Raw genomic sequence first — 18,032 nt, forward strand, 5'->3', positions numbered from 1 at the left:
AGAACGGAAGCAGTGAAGGTCATCGCAATTAAGGGCAAACCCCTAGATTTCAGAGAGTCCCCAACCAGGCGGGACGACCCATCCGAAGAATCCCCAATTCAGGAAGCCGTGAACGTCACAGGGACAGCCGTCTTTGATGACGATGAGCGCCTCATGCCTTTGATGTCGGGTTACCTATCCCACGCGCTCCAGAAGGCCGATATATCCCAGCAGACGGCCATCACCTATGGTCGCAACCTCGGGTACACCTGTGAGTACCTGATGAACCGCCGTGAGTTTCGTGATTGCGAGCGTGACTCAGCGTTCTTGGAAATCCGCACCCACGTAATCGAGGAGTACTTCGCTCACCTGCGCGAGGTAGAAGGTCTTTCCAAGAAGACGGTGCGCAACCGGGACTCGTCTCTGATGGCGTTTTTCAACGATTCCCTATGCCGGGGAGTGGATGACTCAGCCGCGCCTCGTACCGCGCCTAACCCCTACACTGCCGGGTACCTATCCCCCCGTCCTAACAAGAACCTGGTGGTGGCCTGTTCCCTGAATGATCTCAGAGAGCTGATCCTGGCTACGCGGAGTGAGCGTGAACGCTGCCTGCTCCAGTTCATGTACGACGCAGGCGTGCGCCGCTCTGAAGTCCCGCGAGTGACCCTCAAGGCCATCGATGATGCCCTTCGATTCCAGGACACGTTGTTCATCTCGCCTGGTGTCTCAGAACCGGTGAACGCGGACTACTGCCCGCTGCACATTGATGGAAGCAAGGGCCCTGCGGACTCCTTCAAGCCCCGCCAGACGTTGGTCAGCCGCGCCACGCTGCTGCGCATCAAGAAGTACCATGCTTCGCCGCTGTACAAAATGACTAAGCGTCAATTCAAGGGGGCTGAGAACACTCCTGCTTTCTTGAATGCGGAGGGGGGTGAGTACACCCCTCGCTCGATCTCCAAGCTCTTGGAGCGCACATCCGAGCGAGCGCTGAACCTGCTGAAAATCGACAGGATGATCTCTCCCCACAAGTTGAGGCACGGGAACGCCTATGCCTTGTTGAGGACGCCAGACATTGGTAGTGATTACCTTGACCGGCTTGTGACCGTGCAAAAGACGCTGGGTCACTCGCGCCTCAGCACGTCGGAAACCTATACACAGATCCCCTACGACCTCTATCAGAAGCTCGTACGCCCCGGAACTGAAACAAAGACGAAAGCAGGTGAGATGGCTGAGCTTTCCCAACAGACGCGCCTGAAAATTGATGCGGGAGATATGAAATGAGTCGGCTGACTAGCGCTCAGGTAGATGCTGTCATTGAATCGTTTGTGGCCCGTGTCACTGATGATCGTGAATCGTTGCTCAGGGTCTGCCTCAGCAAGGGGGAGGATTTGGCGATCACCCCTAGCTACGTCATTGAGCAGACCAACCTCAGCCCAATGGCGATCTCTAAGCGCACTTCATACTTTGAGCCGATCTTCGATGCGATGCGAGCCGAAGGCATCATCATCTCAGGTCATCCGTCGGGCGCTTGTGAATGGCGTCGCCGGATCCTTGCCTGGTACGAAGGTATGTCTATGGAGGAGAAGCTGGCCATTCCGGTGTTTGGTAATAACATCAAGGATCGGGGCTACCTTAGCGAGATTCCTGAGTTAGCAGGCTTCAGTGGGGTGAGGACGAAATATGAGCTCGTGAGGATCACATTTGGGGAGATCCTTGATGACCTTCGAAAGCTCGGCGTACTCGATCCTGACTACCAAACCGTTGAGCAACGGATTGCCTCTAAACCAGAGAGCAGGCCCACTGAATCTGTGCGAAACGCCTTCAGCGCTTTGCGCTCAGTCCGCATCCATCGCCTGTCAGACCTCGTAGGCCCGGAACCGGAGCGCCCCTTCCAGCACCTGCTGCACCTCTTCAGTGCTTCATCAATGAAGAGCAGTAGTGCGTCAGGGCAGTCGAACTTCATCGAGGCTTTCAAAAACTACCGAGCCTATCTCATAGATGCCAACTACACAGGCTTAGAGGACATTCGGGAGCTCGTAACCCCGTATTCCCTCCCCAAGTTCAGGGGATATCTCCAAGACAAGATTCTTGAGCGTTCACTGTCGACCAGCCACAGCAGCACCCTGATGAGCTCTGCTCGGAAAATGATGGCACGCGCAGTCCAGATTGAGGGCCTAGGGCTGACCAGTTTCGTCGGCGCTGCAGGGTTTGATACTGAGCGTGAGACTGACCAGTACAAGCCTTACCCACAGGCTGTGCGAAACCGTATTTCGCAAGTCATTGAGCAAGAGATTGAGGAAACCAATCGCTTGGCCCAGCCTTACGTCTTAAGTCGCGTAGGGGAAGACCCGCTAAGCCCTGACGGGAGCATGCGCAGAGGTCTCAAAACCATGGATAACGCTCGGTGGATTTTTGAGAACAAACTCGACTGCAAGCCCCTGAGCTTCGAATCCGTAGATAGAAACGACCCCTATCAACGGGCGTTTATGTCGATTATTTCGGCTTCGTCAATTTCGATCTTCGAAGTTTATAAAGGCTGGGGCGTGCAGTATCAGATTGATGGTCGAGTCATTGCGCCATACATCGCTCGGCTTGCCCAAGTTACCGGGATGAACGCTGACTCGCTGCTGGGACTGGAGCTGGATGATTTCATTGAGCGCCACGATTTAACCGATCGTCCTTGCTTGCTGTATTGGAAAGAGCGTTCTGAAGGCGCGAAGATGCTTCATCTCGATATTTTCCATGCGGAGATCTCTTGGCTGACCACCTCTCAAGGCCGTGTAGTCAAGAAAATCTTTGACGATGTGAAGCATCTGACCCGCGAGATCCGCTTGAATGCGCCTGTCGAGGATCAGAACAAGCTCTTCATCTACCGCTCAAGCTCTCCCAGGAAGTACGGGGTTGTAGATTCCTTTGAAAACTCTGGTGGCAACCAGCTCAATAAGACCTTGGATAAGCTCTCTCAGGATCACGGGCTGATTGACGAAGATGGCAATCCTCTCAAGCTCTCACCGTCACGTTTCCGACCTAGCTTCGTAAGCGAACTGATCGAGCGCGGCGTCTCTCCACGTGAGATTCAGGTGCTCCTGGGCCATAAGAGTCTCAGCACCACCATGGCCTACCTGGATCAGATGGACTTCAACCCCATGGCGCGCCGGATGCTGAATAAGGTTCTCCACGAAATGCAGCAAGATACGTTGGAGGACGCTCCGAAGCTTATCCCGACCAGGACTATCGAGTCCGCGCCAGAAGCGATGCCGCTGCGGTCTGGCTTGGCGACCTGCATGAACGTCTTTGACCCACCGGCTTTCATTAAAGCCTTGGCAAGCTACGACCCCAGCAAGCCCTGCACGCTGTTTAACAAGTGCCTTTCATGCAGCAACAGCATCATCACGGTATCGCACCTGCCGGAGCTCTTCGCCATGCGGCGCGACTACCAAAGGATGATTGAGGTCAACCGAGTGCTCGATACGCCCTACGGAACCGTCATCCTGGACAACCTTGATGTGCTGAACAACCTTCTAGATCCTGAGACATCCGACTTTTCCGCAGAAGAGCTGACGAAGGCTGAGCGCCTCTCTGAAAACCTGCAGGTCAGTATTTTGACCGAGGGAGTAACACTATGAGCCAAGCTCTCATCCCTGAACTCGCTGCGTACAAACAGTGGCGTACAGCTGCTCACACCCTGCTGCTTGAGTTGCGTAGGAGCATCGCCGATCCGACTCCTGTGTCGCTGGAAGCACTCTCTTGGTACCAAGCGCTGATGGCGTTGCCTGTCAGTAAGACATCGGTCTTGGGCGACGCCGTCTGGGACTTCAATGAAGATCATCCGAACGCCGCCAGGAACGTCCAAGGAGCCAAACTACGGCTCAATTTTGAATCGTATCCATTGCTCAATCAGTCTGCGGTCTTGGAGGTCAAGGTGACCCTGTATTGCTGGCTGAAGATGCCGGCGGCAACGCGCTCGTTTGCCTCGCCAAGGAACATCAAGGCCAACACCGCCATTTCGTGCATGAAGGCTGGATTGAGCTTCCTGGATACGATGTCAGGGCAGGCGCGTCAGTTGATGACGGATGAGTTCTTCGAGGTTGGACACCATGGTCTGACGTACTTCGACGCGGGTATGTACCGGGAGGCAGCGCTCATTCATCCGTACGCCTTTGGCCCTGATCTCAAGAAGTTCTTTACCTTGGTCAGGTCGCCATTTTTCCAAGAGCAAATTTTCGATAAGCCATTAGCCCACGTCGAACTGGAGTCACTGGCTTGGGCCAGGGTACTCAAGCATGTCCCTGCTTCCGAGCGAACGTACCGGATTCTGCCGAACGATGTATTCGAGAAAGCTTCTCGCGAGGCGTCATTCGCGGTTGTCGACTTCCTGAGCACCCTCAGAGAGCCTGTCGATGACCTAGTCGCCCTGACTCGCCAGAACGCTAGTGGTTACTCGTTGGCAAGGGCCCAGGAGCTGTCGCGGTACAACTTCGATCTCTACGTAGCTCTGCGGCTCCGCAGGAAAGGCTACGAGTCCGGCGCGATGGCTGAGGCGTTAGATGAGGTTCGATCTGAGTACCTGTCGGAAATTGGTCAGCATGATTTCAAGGCACCTGTAACCTTGGTCAAGCTCACCAGTGCGAAATTGGACGATGAGTTTCGTCGGTACATCAATTTCGTCTCGTACAGTGCCTGCTATCTTGTGGCGCAGTACACAGGCATGCGGCCTTCAGAGCTTTCAGAGATCCTGGTCGAGTCATGCATGGAGCAGGAGAGCGATTACTGGTTGCTGATCAGCAACGTGATCAAACATCGCCAAGGCTTAGCAAAGCTGTTCGACGACAAGTGGATCGCGATTCCCATCGTGCGTGACGCTATTCGTGCTGCTTGCCTCATCGCTAAGGTGAAGCAGAATCCTTACCTGTTCTCCAGTGTGGATACCGTCGCGCAGGACGCCGAACCTAACTCAATGTCCTCGCTTGGTATCACTCACCAGTTCAGAGCTTTCTTCGAGGAGATTCTGACGGATGAGGAATTCGAGTCGCTGGAGTTCTCGCCTTACACGTTGCGACACACGCTGGCTTACCAGATGGCCAGGGCAGAGCTTGGTCTTCCGTTCATCTCTCACCAGTTGAAGCACTTTGGTGACCTCATCGGTGGTGCTGGCCAGAACAAGGCGTTCAGTGCCGTGACGCTTGGGTACGGAGCGATCGCTGAGATCTTGTCCAAGGGTGGGCGATCATCTAGCAAGACGCCGACGCAAATGGCAGAGGAGGAGTACATCCTGAGCTACTGCGATCCTGACGCGAACTACGCCGGCCCCAATGCGGAGAGCCACAAGGCGCGGATGAAGAAGGTGTTCAGCGGGTACATGGCGGCTGGCTACACCAAAGAGCAAATCATCGCCCAGATGGCCAAGAAGCGCATGGCGATCATCAATGTGGGGCAAGGCTTCTGCTATGGCGGTCAGCGCGAGGTATTTGACGAGTCTCTGCCCTGCATCGGATCACTTCGTTGCAATCCGAATCGGTGCAAGAACGCCGTGGTCACCAAGGCTCATGCCCCTAAATGGCGGGAGATCTATGTGCAGAACAGCTTGGCGTTGAGCTCTCCGAACTCTGCAGGTGCGGAGGAAGAGTTGAGGGCGGCGATGGAGGAGGCCAAGGGGGTGTTGGAGCATCTGGGCGAGGAGGTTGAGGTATGACAGGCCAGGCATTTGATGCCAAGAATAAGCTCGACTACGACCGGAACACTGAGCTGCTAGCGCAGGGGCTTATGCAGATCGCCTCTGATCCGAATTTGAAGCCGACGATGGCGGAGCTTAGCCGTATCACCGGCATTCATCGCAACACTATCCGGCAGCGCGACTTCCCGGCGCAGCGGCTTGAGGCGATCAAGGACAACCGCCGCATTGCAGTGCTCGCTCAGAGGGTCAAGGCTGAGAAAAAGCAGGATCCCAAGACGATTCTGATGCAACGCCTTGAAAAGAGTCGAGTGGAAGTGCTTTATTGGTTCAATAGGTATCAGGAATCTGAGAACTCTTGTGCAACGCTCGATAAGAGATTGGACACTGTCCGCGAATCTAGGGACTACTTCGTCCAGGTCGCGGATGAGCTGCGTAAGAAGATCAAAGAGCAAGAGACTGAAATTTTGAAATTGCGTGACGCGCTGGATTTGGTCAGCGCGAACCTTGAGGAACCGAAATGAAGATGTACCACGATTTGCTGGCCGACGTGCTAGAGAATGGCGTCGAGAAAGGCGATCGCACCGGCACAGGCACGCTGAGTGTCTTTGGTCGCCAATTCCGCCACAACCTGGAAGATGGCTTCCCGCTGCTCACCACCAAGAAGCTGCATTTCAAGAGCATCATCAACGAGATGATCTGGTTCCTGAATGGTGACACCAACACCAAATGGCTCAAGGAGCACGGTGTCAGCATCTGGGATGAGTGGGCGACTGAAGACGGTGACCTCGGCCCGATCTACGGCAAGCAGTGGACGGCCTGGCCTACCCAGGACGGCAAGACCATCAATCAGATTGACTACGTCATCAACACGCTCAAAACGAACCCAAACAGTCGTCGCATTCTTTTCCACGGGTGGAATGTTGAGTACCTTCCGGATGAGTCGGTAAGCCCACAAGAGAATGCGCGAAACGGGAAGATGGCATTGCCACCATGCCATTTGCTCTATCAATTCTATGTAGCCAACAATAAGTTGTCGGCGCATCTATATATTCGGTCGTCAGATCTACTGCTCGGAAATCCCTATAATTTGGCTGGAGTTAGTTTTCTAACACATATGCTCGCACAGCAGTGCGATTTGGGAGTTGGCGAAGTTGTAGTTACCATGGGTGATGCGCATATTTACTTGAATCATATTGAGCAAGTAAAACTGCAACTGACCCGTGAGCCGCGCCCTCTGCCAAAGTTGGTGTTCAAGCGTAAGCCAACGAGCATCTATGATTATAATTTTGAGGACTTTGAGATTGTAGGCTATGACCCACATCCTCATATTCCCGCTCCTGTATCGATTTAACTGAGTCGATGCCTGGCTAGCCATTCTTGGTTGGCCAGGATGCGGGTGTTGAATGGCAAGTCTAGGCCTAGCCTCATCGCTTTAGGCTTCAGGTTGTGCAGGACGCAATCAGGCAACCGCCAAGGAGTTCACATGTACCTCACGATCATGAAACCACAAGCGCTTCAGCAAATCGCTGTTTTAGCCCGTGGATTATGGATCGTTGATGGCCCTGAAGGCTTCGTTCTGGTAATCAAGGCAGGGAAAGAGCTGATCCTGGCCGCTCAGCAAAGGCGTGAATTGAAGCTTTATCTCGCGCCATACAAGGCAGGCGAAACGATGGGGCTTACGCTTCTCACAGCCTGCTTTGATGACCCACAAAGCCCGCTATTGATCAAAACCCCACTCATCCCTGGTGACCCTCTCACCGAGGCACTGCGGAGCCTCCCTGACGAGTTCAGTGTGTGCTTTTTCGACGAGCACAACCGTGAGCTGTTCAGTTGTAAGGCCCAGGCGAAGCTTGGTCAGCTCCGCAAGGAGCTCGGTACACTCAGCCCCATTGGTGCAGATCACTGGCCCAAGATGTATGAGCAGGCGGACAGATGGTTCAGCCTCACGACCTATGAGGACGACGCTCATGCCACAACGGTGTTCCTAGAGGAGGATCTGTTCCCTTCGGACTATTTGATCACCGACCTTACCCGCCAGGACTTTCGAGGCTCCAAAGGCTTCTCCAATACACAGTTGGAGCGCACTGAGCCGGGTACGTTTCAGGAGCTGGATATTATCTATCTGCTCCAGCGGGCATATACCTCCGAGCGGATCATCCATGGCCCCTTGAAGGTCTCCGATGGCGAAGAGCTGGCTGACGTAGTGGTGATGGGCGATGAAGTGACTTTACTGCTGCAGGCGAAGGACAGTCCCAATACCCCAGCGACGTTGAACACTACGCTTGAGAGAAAGCGAAAGAAGGCTACAGGTCAGTTGAAGAACGGCCTTCAGCAACTACGCGGTGCTATCTCAACGATCAGGCGAGAAGGCAATCCAGCCTTGGCGCTTGTGGACGGCACGCCCTTGGACATTGATCTTGCTGCACGCCCCCTAGTGGGAGTTGTCGTGGTCAGAGAGTTTTTTATCGACAACTACGATGAATACAGCACCATGATTTTGAAGTTCATGGATGAGGTCGGTGTCCGCGTCCTAGCGTTCGATTACAACGAGTTCGAGGTCATGACCCGCCACTGCCCTTCGGAAGATGCACTGCTGTCAGCGTTCTTCCAGATTTCCAAATGCGCTGAGGAAAGGCGGATCTATCCTAGGCTGCGCTTCACTGATCTGCCGCCGCGCTAAATCGAATCGGACAAGTGGAGAGCTTCTCTGCTCGTACCCCACAACTCCCTTTCTAGCCAGGCAGTTCTTTGAGCCAGTAACGCCTGACAGTCGCTTCAGGCAAACCCAGCGCTCGACTCACCTCCGCCTTCGACATGCCACTGGCCTTGAGCTCTAGCACAGCTCGGATTCGGTCTGGACTGCTGGGTTTGCCTCGCGTGCGCTTCACCAACCCTTCACCAGCGTCCCAGTGCCTCTTCAGGCCCTGCAAGCCTCCCTCGGCTATGAAGCCCTCCAAATCCTTCGAAGCCTTCGCCATGACATCGATAGGTGATGACCCATCTTGGAGGGCCTGACACAGTGCGACCAGAGCCACGAGGTCGAAATCTAGGGTCAGCGCGATCTTGCTCAGCTTGACCAAAGAGACCTGCGTTTTCCCTTGCTCCAATCGCGACAGATTGGCTTGGGAACTGATCTCGGCGAGCTCCTCCTGGGCCGATCCTCGAAGGTCGCGCAGAGCTCGGACTATTGCTGCTATCTCGTTCTGCATGCTGAGCGCTCAAAACGAAGAATAGGGCCACAGCGCCATTCGTCGATAAATATCGAAAGCTGGCAATAATGGCGATCATCGTTTATCGTGGGCCTACAGATGACAGCCTCGCCGCGTCCGGGCGACCGGCCAGGGAGTGATCAATTTATTAGAAAGTCGACGTCAGCAGGCTAGGGATGAAGCTTCACATACTGTCTGATTTACATTGTGAGTTCGCCGATTTCATCCCCCCTGTGGTGGACTGTGACGTGGTCGTATTAGCCGGCGACATCCACGTGAAGTCCAGGGGGGCCAGATGGGCCAGCCTGGCCTTCAGCACGCCTGTCGTCTACGCCATGGGCAATCATGAGCACTACAGCGGGAATATAGATCGAACTCACAGCAAGCTGCTTGACGCTGCTGAGGCGCACGTCCACGTCTTGGAAAATCAGGTTTTAGAGTACGGTGATGTGCAGTTTCTCTGTGCTACGGCTTGGACAAGCCTGGCCGCGACCGGAGACCCAGTAGCTGCTTCTTGGTGTGCTCGTGACTCACTGAATGACTTTCGCGCTATCCGTGTCGGTGAACAGTATCGGCGTTTGCGCCCTGACGACCTGATCGCGAGAAATCGAGAGACGAAGGATTGGTTAGAGGCTCAGCTGTCGCTGCCATTCAACGGTAAGCGTGTAGTTGTGACTCACCATCCGCCTCTTATGAAGTTCGTGAGTGACCAAGGAGCCGATCCTCACTTGCGAGCAGCCTATGGAAACAATTGGGATGGCCTGATGGATTTCAAGATCGATCTATGGATCTTTGGCCATACCCACGAAGCTGTGGATGAGGTTGTTAATGGCGTCCGGTTTGTGAGTAATCCTCGTGGTTATCCCACCGAAGAAACTGGCTTTCGGCCAGACCTAGTTGTCAGTGTATGAAGACTGATTGGGCTGCCGCCGTTTAGCTTTTTCAGTAAGTGAGTAGGTTTCAAATTCGAACGTGATGGAGAATCCATGAGTTGTCTGAATTCCCAAGACTGGATGGTTGAGGGCGTAATACGACTGCCCAGTCTGGTGTCAGCTAAGTTGGCGATCGCGCAGGCCCATGATTGGGGTGCACTAGTGGACGCGTACCTGGTAGATGCAGCTGAAGTTGGCGATCGTTTCGTTGCGTATGTGTATGGCGATCTTTCAGGGCAACTGGTTGATGGGATGACAATTGTCACACCACCTAGTGAGGTGATAGCGGAGGTTGAAGGCATGGCGTTATTGCGGACAGTGTCAGGCAACGATCATTACGTCATGGTCAGCCGATTGCGTGCCGCCGCTTGAGTGCCCCCGCGTCGTCGAGGCCGCTGTCTCAGCCTGCTTCATTAGGCCCACCGTCATCTAATCCATTAATAGTTAATGTGTGTTTAAGGGAAGAAGCATGTCCGAGTTAAAGAAATTGACATTGACTGTTAAGAACTATGATGCTCAAGCGAGCGGTGATCTAGACGCTCTCTATCGACGTGTTAGATATGAAGATGAGCACGGCGCTACGCTCTATTTCAAAGAGGTTGTGATGCTGAAGTACCTTGCGAAGCATGGTGCTTTGGCGACTGATGTTCCGCGAACTTGGTACTATAAGCATGCCTCAAAGAAATCGATAATTGTTGTCGCTTTTGAGAAGGCTGGTGGGAAAGTTGAGTGCGACTTGGATGATCTGCGAATTATTGCAAGGTCGACTTTGGTAAAGGGTGTGGTTATTTCGCTAGCAGCGGTTCCAGCTGGGATTATTGCTGCAACGGCGACCTTTGGAGTTGGGCTTGTCATTATTCCTATGTTTTTGTGGTATGGGTACAGGAACGTCTTCAAGCTTCCTAAAATGCTGGGTCGAAAAACGCTGGTGGATGAATTTTCAAAATTTGGCGTTACTCTTCGGTAGCTTGGTTTTTTGGTTGTTGAACTTGATTCTCGTTAGAGTGGCTGGCTGTCTTGCGGACGCTGAACAGCGAAGGAAACTCAGATGAAGACCAATGCCGTTATCTTTGACGCCTTCGGAACGCTGGTCGAGATACAGCAGCCGACACATCCGTTTCGACAGTTGCTTCGAGAGGGGCGACGCCAAGGCCGCTTGCCTCGCGCTGATGACATTCGAACGATCATGACCCGTTGCCTTTCTCTAAGCGAGGCTGCGCTGGCCTTTGGTATCAAGATCTCGCCCTCCCAACTCGCATTTCTTGATCAATGCTTGGAGGAAGAGCTGGCAAGCATTCAGCCTTATCCAGACGCGGTTGAGGCCGTTGGGCTACTGCAAGCTGCGGGGGTGAGACTGGCCGTATGTTCAAACCTGGCAATGGCTTACGGCCCCGTAGTGGAAAGGATTTTCCCCCACCTTGGGGCCTATGTTTTCAGCTATCGCATTGGTGTTATGAAACCGCAAGCCGGCATCTATCAGCACACCTGCGATCTGCTTAATGTCCGGCCAGAAAATGAGCTCAGCGGTCAGAGACAGATCGTCATGATTGGCGACTCAGAAAGGTGTGATCGGGATGGGCCTGGCCAGGTCGGTATCAAGGGTTACCTATTGCGCAGGAATGGAGACGGGGCTTCCAATCTTTCCCATTTTGCACGATCAGTGCTGAGTGATAGGTAGCTGCGAGCAGATCTTCAATTCGATGGTAAGCGTTGCGTCTGAGCTGATGGGCCGAGCTAGGAGGTGGCCCTGTCCATGCGTGCCAACGGTCAGTGGGTTGGGAGGCTTAGTGCCTAGAACGAGGCTTGAAAGCGCGCTGGTAGCCCCAGGCGTGGATCAGGGCCGCTACGATGCGCACCACTATGACTTCAACCAACAGCCAAGCCAGGATAGTGAGTGTCTATCGACCGCATGCGTGCAGACCATGGCTGTCCGGCACCATCGCTATGTGTTGAAGCCTTTGTACAGGGCGCCGGGATGCTACCGACACAGAGTACAAGAGGCGACGAGACCAGTATCGCAAAAGGGTGAAGCATGAATGAGCTTAGGATTGTCGGACGATGCGTTCGCTCCCCAATCGGCTGCTGGAGTGCTAGACATTGCTGTTTTCAGGCGCGTTACGACCATGTCTTCTCAATCGCGCTTGGAGTGTTTGGAAGCCGAAGAAAGGCGCATCGATGGCTTGCAAGATCTGCAGTAGGGGTAGGCCGTCAGGCACCCTGCAGGATGCTGTGTACATCTACAGGGTACGCGGATGTCCATGGCGAGCTGCTGCGAATGGATCACGGCATGTATGCCTAAGCAGGTGGGCCTGTTGCAGACTTGGAACTCTCCGTCGGCGGTGGCTCAGGTTCGGGGCCGGAAGCGTTGCTATGGAGCAAGGCCTGGCATCAGTCCGCGACCAACGTCTTAACGCTAACCTGGGGCTTTGACCGCTTGCCGATTACGCATCAGTCGCCTCTTGGCTCTTATGCGTTCTTCATCGTCCTCAATGGTGTCGGCTGGTTCGCCCGGCCTTAGGGCAGCAGTGCTGCCATTCACGCCCTGCGCCTGAAAACCATTAGTTACAAGAGGTCTTTATTGTTGATGAGGAGATTGCTCAAGTTGAGGCTCCACTGTGGGAAGACAGTGATGCTGAAATCTCCCGATCCTCTAATATGTATTTTGCTACCACCTTTGCGAACTCATGGGTTCCATGTAGTTCCATTCCCGGAAATCTAGTGATCTTCTGATAAAATCGTATGTTTTGTATTTTGACTGGTCTCCCTGCAGCAAGAATGTAGAAGTTTTTGATACGCTCAGAATAGTGGCCCTCTTCATCGCGGGAGAGATATTCTAATAAATCAGAGAATGTTCCTGCGTCTTCCGTGTTTTCGTCAAAGATTCTAACTTCATTCGGGCTTTGTTGCTGGATGATTTCAATATGAGCGTGAGCTTCTTCGTCGCAATCTTCGAAATCAACTATTATATCCTCCTGCTGCCTAGCCAGAAATTCGAGCGTGGCATTGGCAGTGGCCATTTCGATATTCGTACTTATTAGTATTATTCCATACTCTGTGGCGAGTAACTTTGCACCTTCTTGGTAGCCTTCTGTTGTAACGAAAATACCCTTGGCGCCTCCTAGGTCTTGCAGCTTTGTTTGGAAGCTAGCGATGTGCTCTTTTTTGACACGGCTTTTCCAATATTTGCATTCGACGCAGAATAGCTGCTTTGCTCCAGCAATGATTAATTCCCAGCAAACATCAATCTGATGATTTGCGCCACTTTTTCCTTTAATCGTAACATTGTGTTTGACTTGGACTCCCGAAAACCCTTCGTCATCTATGAGTCTTTGATGTAGCTCTTGTATCAATATCTCATATTGAGTTGGTGTGAAATTCATATTTTCCCTGTGGGGTATTGTTTGTGTGCATGGTCAGTGGCACAGGTCAGCCTGGGCGGCCCTCAAGCACGATAACTTCAAGCCTTAAGGCCCGGCTGCGGATATCTTAGGCGTTCAGGAGATTCTCAACCTTGTCCCAGAGGCCTGTTGATTAACACTCTCATCAGTCAATCGTCCGATTTATTGCGTTTAAGCCGCAAAACTGGCAGTGCACCGGCTTCGCCCGTGGGCTGAGGCTGCGGATCTTTGGCAGCTTCATTTACTGGCGAAATTCCTACTCGTCGAACTTTGGCAGGCTCGCGCTACGGCGCCAGGTTTGCACTTGAATTTTGTTGAGCGTCCGCTTTCACTCTGACGGAAATCTTCACCACTTGCTTATTGTGCCGAGGCTCATTTTGAGGCTTGGCTGCCGGCGCTTTCTCACCATCTTTTACTGAACTTTCGACCTGAGCGTTTTGACCCTTTGTACCCACCTCCGAGTTAGCTTCAGCCTTAGGTTCAGTAGCGGCGGCTGCTTTGGCGGGAGCGGGGTGGGCAGCCGCGCGCCTAGCGGCTTCCTTCCAATTGTTCCAGTCGACTACTGCTGACGGCAATCGGTCATGGGCTTTAAGCCAGGCGCATAGGCCAGGATCGATCCACTGCACAATCTCCGTGATGTCACGATGCAGCTCGTAGATCGGTTGCCACAAAAGTGGCTCATGGTGGAAGCATCGATTGCGTAAATCTCTAGCATTGTTCAGACGGCTGCGGATGACATCTGCCTTCTTAGAGTTCTTGGGAGCGTGGTGAAAAACCCGCATGAGAGGTTTCGATACGTCCGGAAAGGCTTTCCGGTTGAACAATGATGTCCAAAAGCCGAAGCTCAGTTCGGCGGTGATATCGTCCGCATTGGCGGTCACCCCTCGTTTCCTCAGAGATGTCCGTGCCTCTGTCACCTTCTCATAGCTGGAGGCGAGGTCACCGTTTGTACTGCCATCAAATTCTTCAAACCAGTCTTCGCGCTGGTACTCACGCACCATTTCGCGCTGAACTGCGTTACGTAGCGCCACTTCAAGCACGTGAAAGATCGAAACCAGAGACTCCGCGATCCTCATGTTATGCACATAGGCCTGAGCCGCGTGATCTTGATTACCCTGATGCCCCTTGAGGTAGCGGCTCATTCTTGGAGTGGAGAGCTTCGCCTCCAACGTTTGCCAGACCATCTACCCGCAAGCTCCCTTTAGCGCCGTGAAATGTCACATGCGGGTGCGATGGTACAGGCAGGATTCGCGAGCGGAAAGCAAAATGCCATGGGTGGCCGACACATTAGCCAGTCAGGGGCGCGCAGGCCAGCGGAGACGATTTCAAAGGCAATTGTGGAGGTTGGCCTGGTGCCGGCGCGTCCAAGTTCTGTCGTTTCCCAGGTCAGGATCTGAGCTTTCATTTCCCATGTTGGGGGTTGACGTGCTCGCCGGGGCTGGTAATCTAACCCCGCAGCCCTAGGAACCTCCACTCCCGCGCTACATGAAGCGGTGACGAGACTAGGTTATGTGACGGCCCCGTTCTTCGGGGCCTCCTCTTTTCTGGCGTTTGAGTTTCTTGCCAGTGTCGTTTCCCTATACCTGTCTATGCGCCTACACTCCCGCCACCATGCCTCGCAGGCGCGAAGCTTGAGCTCGCCCGCATAGAAAAGCACCGAAAAATTCTGGCTCTCAAATCCCAATCTGGGGTTTCGAAAACGATACCGTTTCGCTACACTGAATATGCAGCCCTAGGAACCTCCACTCCCGCGCTACACGAAGCGGTGACGAGACTAGGTTATGTGATGGCCCCGCTCTGCGGGGCCTCCTCGTTTCTGGCATCCAAGTTTTTCGACAACATCCCTCCCCTGTCACACCTCAGACTAACGCCGATCAGGCTGATCCTTCCAACGTTGAAAGATAGAGCGCTCTACCAGGTGCCATGGGCCGGGGCCAAGGAGAAATCGCTTTCCTTTGCAGCCGCAGGCTGCTGCTTACGCTTTGACGTCAAACCAATAGGGCTTTTTTGCTGGGATCAGTCCGTCTGAAATTCCATCCGTCTCGGACAACAGGCGTCTGCAGCGTCCGCCACCGTCATATTTCTAGCGAAACGCATTCGCTGACCTTGTACGCACTTTGAAAACTCTGGCCTGTAAACCAAATTTTTGAACTGTAAAGTCCTGCGATTAACACGTTAAAAAATTGGTTTACAGGTTTCCGAGATGCGTCGTTCGAGTATGAGATTCATGGGCGGGGCGATCGCATACTGCTAAAAATGTGCGAACATTATCGTCCTTGGCGTCGGACTTCGGAACGAGTTTGCCGGACGCCTGCAGCACCTTGGGTTCGGGGCGCGCTTGGGGCTATGTTGCCATTTATTCATATTGACACCCCGACATCGGATCCTATGACCGCACTGCCTGATAGTCAGCTCTGGTCTCGCGCGCGCAGAGTCTATGAGGATGACCTACCTCTGATCCTTGGATCGATCGTAAGCGCCTAGCCTGGGGCATATGCGCCGTCCAGTGCCTTTACCGTGGAAGCCTGAATGAAGTTCAGCGCAATGTCACGGCAGTACATTTATTATTCGTTCGCGTTGGAATGACTAAAACTCTCGCAACCCTGACTGACAGACGTCGACCCAAAGCAATTTACTCGGCTAGGTCTTGGAGCACATATAATTGCCGGGTAGCCCAGCGGGCCGACTGGGCAGGGCGGACATCACGATGTCAGTCTCATTGCAAATGAGCCCTACTGGGCCCGTTCTGGAGAAAGGAATGCTCAGGTGGTGGTGGAAAGATCGCTGGGAAAGAAAGCTGTTTTATGGGTTTCTGGCAAGCGTCACATTGCTCTTGGTAGTAAAGATTAAGTTTCCCGTCCCTGCCTTCATGGCATCGCCTGATTGGGCATGCTTGATTTCGGCCCTCCAGTCCAAAGCGTTCGAGGACATCGTCGGCGACCTTATGACCGGTATCGCTGCGGCCTACATCTTCTACATCTTCATTGAGATTTTTCCGAGGCATCACCGGGAAAAAAACTCACTGCGCACTTTGAATTACATTCTGGCATCTGTGGTGGACTCGTATGTAAATATCCGGACTTTCGGCCACGAAGATCTGATTAGCCATAATGATTTATCGCTGCTTGAGTCCCAGAACACCAAAAAGCTAATTGACGAGCTGCTAAGAAAGTGTGAAAAGCTAGAATTCAGTGCTCAAGATTTTGCTCGCTTAAGGGTGATGCTGTGGTGTGTTGATTCACGAATCCATGACATCCGCTTAGCTCTCCCATTAGCTGCAAACCTCTCTCCAGAGCATGCCCTTCACTGGCTGCAATTGGCTGAAAGAGCCCGATTAATCCATGATCTGTTTGGCAAAGAGCCTGTTGGTATGGATGGTTGCTTTGAGCCCGAGCATGTCTTTGGAGACCCAAGTAGGGGAATGGACGATAGCAATGACTTGTATGTGGCTTACAGGCAAGGCTTGATATTCTATGCAGCTGGCTTGGCTCAGCGGATCGCGCAATTCGTGGAGGAGATCGAGGTGTGGATGAAGCTGCCAGTTGAATCAGTATCAACAAGCCTGGAACCGCATCGGCTGGTTGATTGATCGTGTAGCTCTTTCTCATCGTTCGCTGCTCTGTATCTCACGCTGCCTCAAGTGGCATCCTCCCAAGCCTAGTGTCCCGTTCGGGTAATTCGTTAATCTACAGGCCCCGAAATCACTGGGCGAATCTATTTAAATAGATAAACTAATTAACCGCGTATGGCGCTAGCGCCCAAGGTCTCCGACTTGTACAGAAATTTACAATCGACCTACCGCCCTGTGGATTTTACAACACCGACATTGAGCTCAAGCAAACTACAAAAAATGTTTTCCCAGGCGGATCTAGCGATACCGCAGGGAAAGACATTGTCATATACTACGCCATTCACATCCACACCATAATGTAGCGTGGCCTCCGAAACAGACCTGTCGATACGATCAGTTTTCATCCATGAGGCGAGAGTTACATCAGTCAATGTCCCATACAGTCCCCAATTTAACTTAAGTGGTTTTTCGTTACCTCTCTCTCCAGGTGTATCAATCTTTAGATATTCAGCCGCAAGCCCTAGAGCCTCACACTCTTGCCAGACTGCATCCGCGCACTCCACACACTTAAACTGACCGTACTCATTACAGATATTTTCCACGCCCCCTCCTTTATCCGACCTACGTCAAAGGCTGATCACCCAATCGACGGCGAGGCATCACTTATCTCTCCAGCCTTCGCCGCTATCTTTTCGGTTAGCGCTATTTTCACTGCATGATCCTGACTTTCCAGCATCCAACCGCATTCGTGCTCTTTGGGAACCAGTATCGATAACTCGGGACTTCCTAGACAGGTTCTTACCATGCAGACTCGATAAGTCATCATCTTGGACTTCATTTGCGAATATTCATTAGGCGTAAGCTCAAACTGAACGACATTCCCGATATGCCCCTTAACTTCAAGGTGCAAAATTTCATCTCCTTTGACTGCTTCGAGATCCCAGCCTCTGTTGTCTTTCTCCACAGAAGCAAGGGCATACCCAAGCATTTCGAAATGTGTCCATACTTTATCGACAGCTGCTTTTTCGATACGACTAATCAGATCCTTGTCAGCGGGTACCCGCGACTTCCCTTTTCTTTCCTTTTTAGCTAAAACAACGCTGACCGAGTTCAGGTACTTCCTCAGGTCAGCCAAGAAATTCAGGGCGGCCGCGAAAACTGAGTGCAACACCTGACCTTTCCGGTACGGTGCTGCCCCTATGTCCTATTCCGAACTCAGCGTCGAAGAGCGCGCCATCATTCAACTCAGTCAAGCTCAAGGCTTCAGCC

17 protein-coding genes are annotated in these 18,032 nt (G+C 52.9%); 12 read left to right on the top strand and 5 right to left on the bottom strand.

Annotated features, from left to right (window positions below; translation table 11 throughout):
• Nucleotides 1-12: 12 nt before the first annotated feature.
• From JJD66_RS28145 to JJD66_RS28150, 6 genes are all read left to right on the top strand, one after another.
• Nucleotides 13-1,260, top strand: coding sequence for a tyrosine-type recombinase/integrase (locus JJD66_RS28145; RefSeq protein ID WP_325167111.1), 1,248 nt, complete (start codon nucleotides 13-15; stop codon nucleotides 1,258-1,260).
• Nucleotides 1,257-3,605: a site-specific integrase gene (locus JJD66_RS20715; protein WP_200648903.1), complete on the top strand. Its 2,349-nt coding sequence runs from the start codon at nucleotides 1,257-1,259 to the stop codon at nucleotides 3,603-3,605. The genes JJD66_RS28145 and JJD66_RS20715 overlap by 4 nt, the downstream gene beginning before the upstream one ends.
• A complete protein-coding gene (locus tag JJD66_RS20720) occupies nucleotides 3,602-5,671 on the top strand; it encodes a tyrosine-type recombinase/integrase (RefSeq protein ID WP_200648904.1) in 2,070 nt (689 codons plus the stop codon). Before JJD66_RS20715 ends, JJD66_RS20720 begins: the two co-directional genes overlap by 4 nt.
• Nucleotides 5,668-6,174, top strand: a complete 507-nt coding sequence (locus JJD66_RS20725) for a hypothetical protein (RefSeq protein WP_044310661.1) — start codon at nucleotides 5,668-5,670, stop codon at nucleotides 6,172-6,174. The genes JJD66_RS20720 and JJD66_RS20725 overlap by 4 nt, the downstream gene beginning before the upstream one ends.
• Nucleotides 6,171-7,004 (top strand): thymidylate synthase, encoded by an 834-nt coding sequence (locus JJD66_RS20730; protein ID WP_200648905.1) that lies wholly within the window; start codon nucleotides 6,171-6,173, stop codon nucleotides 7,002-7,004. Before JJD66_RS20725 ends, JJD66_RS20730 begins: the two co-directional genes overlap by 4 nt.
• Before the next feature lie 132 nt (nucleotides 7,005-7,136).
• Nucleotides 7,137-8,333, top strand: coding sequence for a hypothetical protein (locus JJD66_RS28150; RefSeq protein ID WP_234452285.1), 1,197 nt, complete (start codon nucleotides 7,137-7,139; stop codon nucleotides 8,331-8,333).
• Nucleotides 8,334-8,385: 52 nt separating this feature from the next.
• Here the strand turns inward: JJD66_RS28150 and JJD66_RS20740 are convergent, their stop codons facing one another.
• Complete coding sequence (locus JJD66_RS20740) at nucleotides 8,386-8,862, bottom strand: helix-turn-helix domain-containing protein (RefSeq protein WP_122716536.1); 477 nt, start codon at nucleotides 8,860-8,862, stop codon at nucleotides 8,386-8,388.
• A gap of 176 nt (nucleotides 8,863-9,038) precedes the next feature.
• Between JJD66_RS20740 and JJD66_RS20745 the strand changes: the two genes are divergently transcribed.
• The 5 genes from JJD66_RS20745 to JJD66_RS28520 all read left to right on the top strand — a co-directional run bounded on the left by JJD66_RS20745 (nucleotide 9,039) and on the right by JJD66_RS28520 (nucleotide 12,093).
• Nucleotides 9,039-9,773 (top strand): metallophosphoesterase, encoded by a 735-nt coding sequence (locus JJD66_RS20745; protein ID WP_200648906.1) that lies wholly within the window; start codon nucleotides 9,039-9,041, stop codon nucleotides 9,771-9,773.
• A gap of 75 nt (nucleotides 9,774-9,848) precedes the next feature.
• On the top strand, nucleotides 9,849-10,166 hold the full coding sequence (locus tag JJD66_RS20750) for a hypothetical protein (RefSeq protein ID WP_169855642.1): 318 nt from the start codon (nucleotides 9,849-9,851) through the stop codon (nucleotides 10,164-10,166).
• 97 nt (nucleotides 10,167-10,263) lie between these two features.
• Entirely contained in the window at nucleotides 10,264-10,761 is a 498-nt protein-coding gene (locus JJD66_RS20755) for a hypothetical protein (protein WP_175385222.1), read from the top strand.
• Between the two features lie 81 nt (nucleotides 10,762-10,842).
• Complete coding sequence (locus JJD66_RS20760) at nucleotides 10,843-11,472, top strand: HAD family hydrolase (protein WP_169855640.1); 630 nt, start codon at nucleotides 10,843-10,845, stop codon at nucleotides 11,470-11,472.
• Between the two features lie 354 nt (nucleotides 11,473-11,826).
• Complete coding sequence (locus tag JJD66_RS28520; protein ID WP_200648907.1) at nucleotides 11,827-12,093, top strand: antitoxin Xre/MbcA/ParS toxin-binding domain-containing protein; 267 nt, start codon at nucleotides 11,827-11,829, stop codon at nucleotides 12,091-12,093.
• A gap of 298 nt (nucleotides 12,094-12,391) precedes the next feature.
• Here JJD66_RS28520 and JJD66_RS20770 read toward each other — a convergent pair whose 3' ends face one another.
• Nucleotides 12,392-13,174, bottom strand: a complete 783-nt coding sequence (locus JJD66_RS20770) for a restriction endonuclease (RefSeq protein WP_169855638.1) — start codon at nucleotides 13,172-13,174, stop codon at nucleotides 12,392-12,394.
• A gap of 302 nt (nucleotides 13,175-13,476) precedes the next feature.
• The gene (locus JJD66_RS20775) at nucleotides 13,477-14,376 is read right to left on the bottom strand and encodes a hypothetical protein (RefSeq protein WP_234452286.1); all 900 of its coding nucleotides are present in this window, start codon (nucleotides 14,374-14,376) and stop codon (nucleotides 13,477-13,479) included.
• Between the two features lie 1,574 nt (nucleotides 14,377-15,950).
• Between JJD66_RS20775 and JJD66_RS20780 the strand changes: the two genes are divergently transcribed.
• Complete coding sequence (locus JJD66_RS20780) at nucleotides 15,951-16,781, top strand: hypothetical protein (protein ID WP_169855637.1); 831 nt, start codon at nucleotides 15,951-15,953, stop codon at nucleotides 16,779-16,781.
• A 206-nt stretch (nucleotides 16,782-16,987) separates the two neighbouring features.
• Here the strand turns inward: JJD66_RS20780 and JJD66_RS20785 are convergent, their stop codons facing one another.
• Complete coding sequence (locus JJD66_RS20785) at nucleotides 16,988-17,365, bottom strand: papain fold toxin domain-containing protein (RefSeq protein ID WP_169855636.1); 378 nt, start codon at nucleotides 17,363-17,365, stop codon at nucleotides 16,988-16,990.
• 35 nt (nucleotides 17,366-17,400) lie between these two features.
• Nucleotides 17,401-17,934 carry a protein NO VEIN domain-containing protein gene (locus JJD66_RS20790; RefSeq protein WP_200648908.1) on the bottom strand — a complete coding sequence of 178 codons (534 nt, stop codon included), beginning with the start codon at nucleotides 17,932-17,934 and terminating at the stop codon, nucleotides 17,401-17,403.
• Between the last annotated feature and the right edge of the window lie 98 nt (nucleotides 17,935-18,032).

The sequence above is a fragment of the Pseudomonas sp. MF6751 genome (assembly GCF_016613265.1).
GTDB classification, from domain to species: domain Bacteria; phylum Pseudomonadota; class Gammaproteobacteria; order Pseudomonadales; family Pseudomonadaceae; genus Aquipseudomonas; species Aquipseudomonas fluorescens_BV.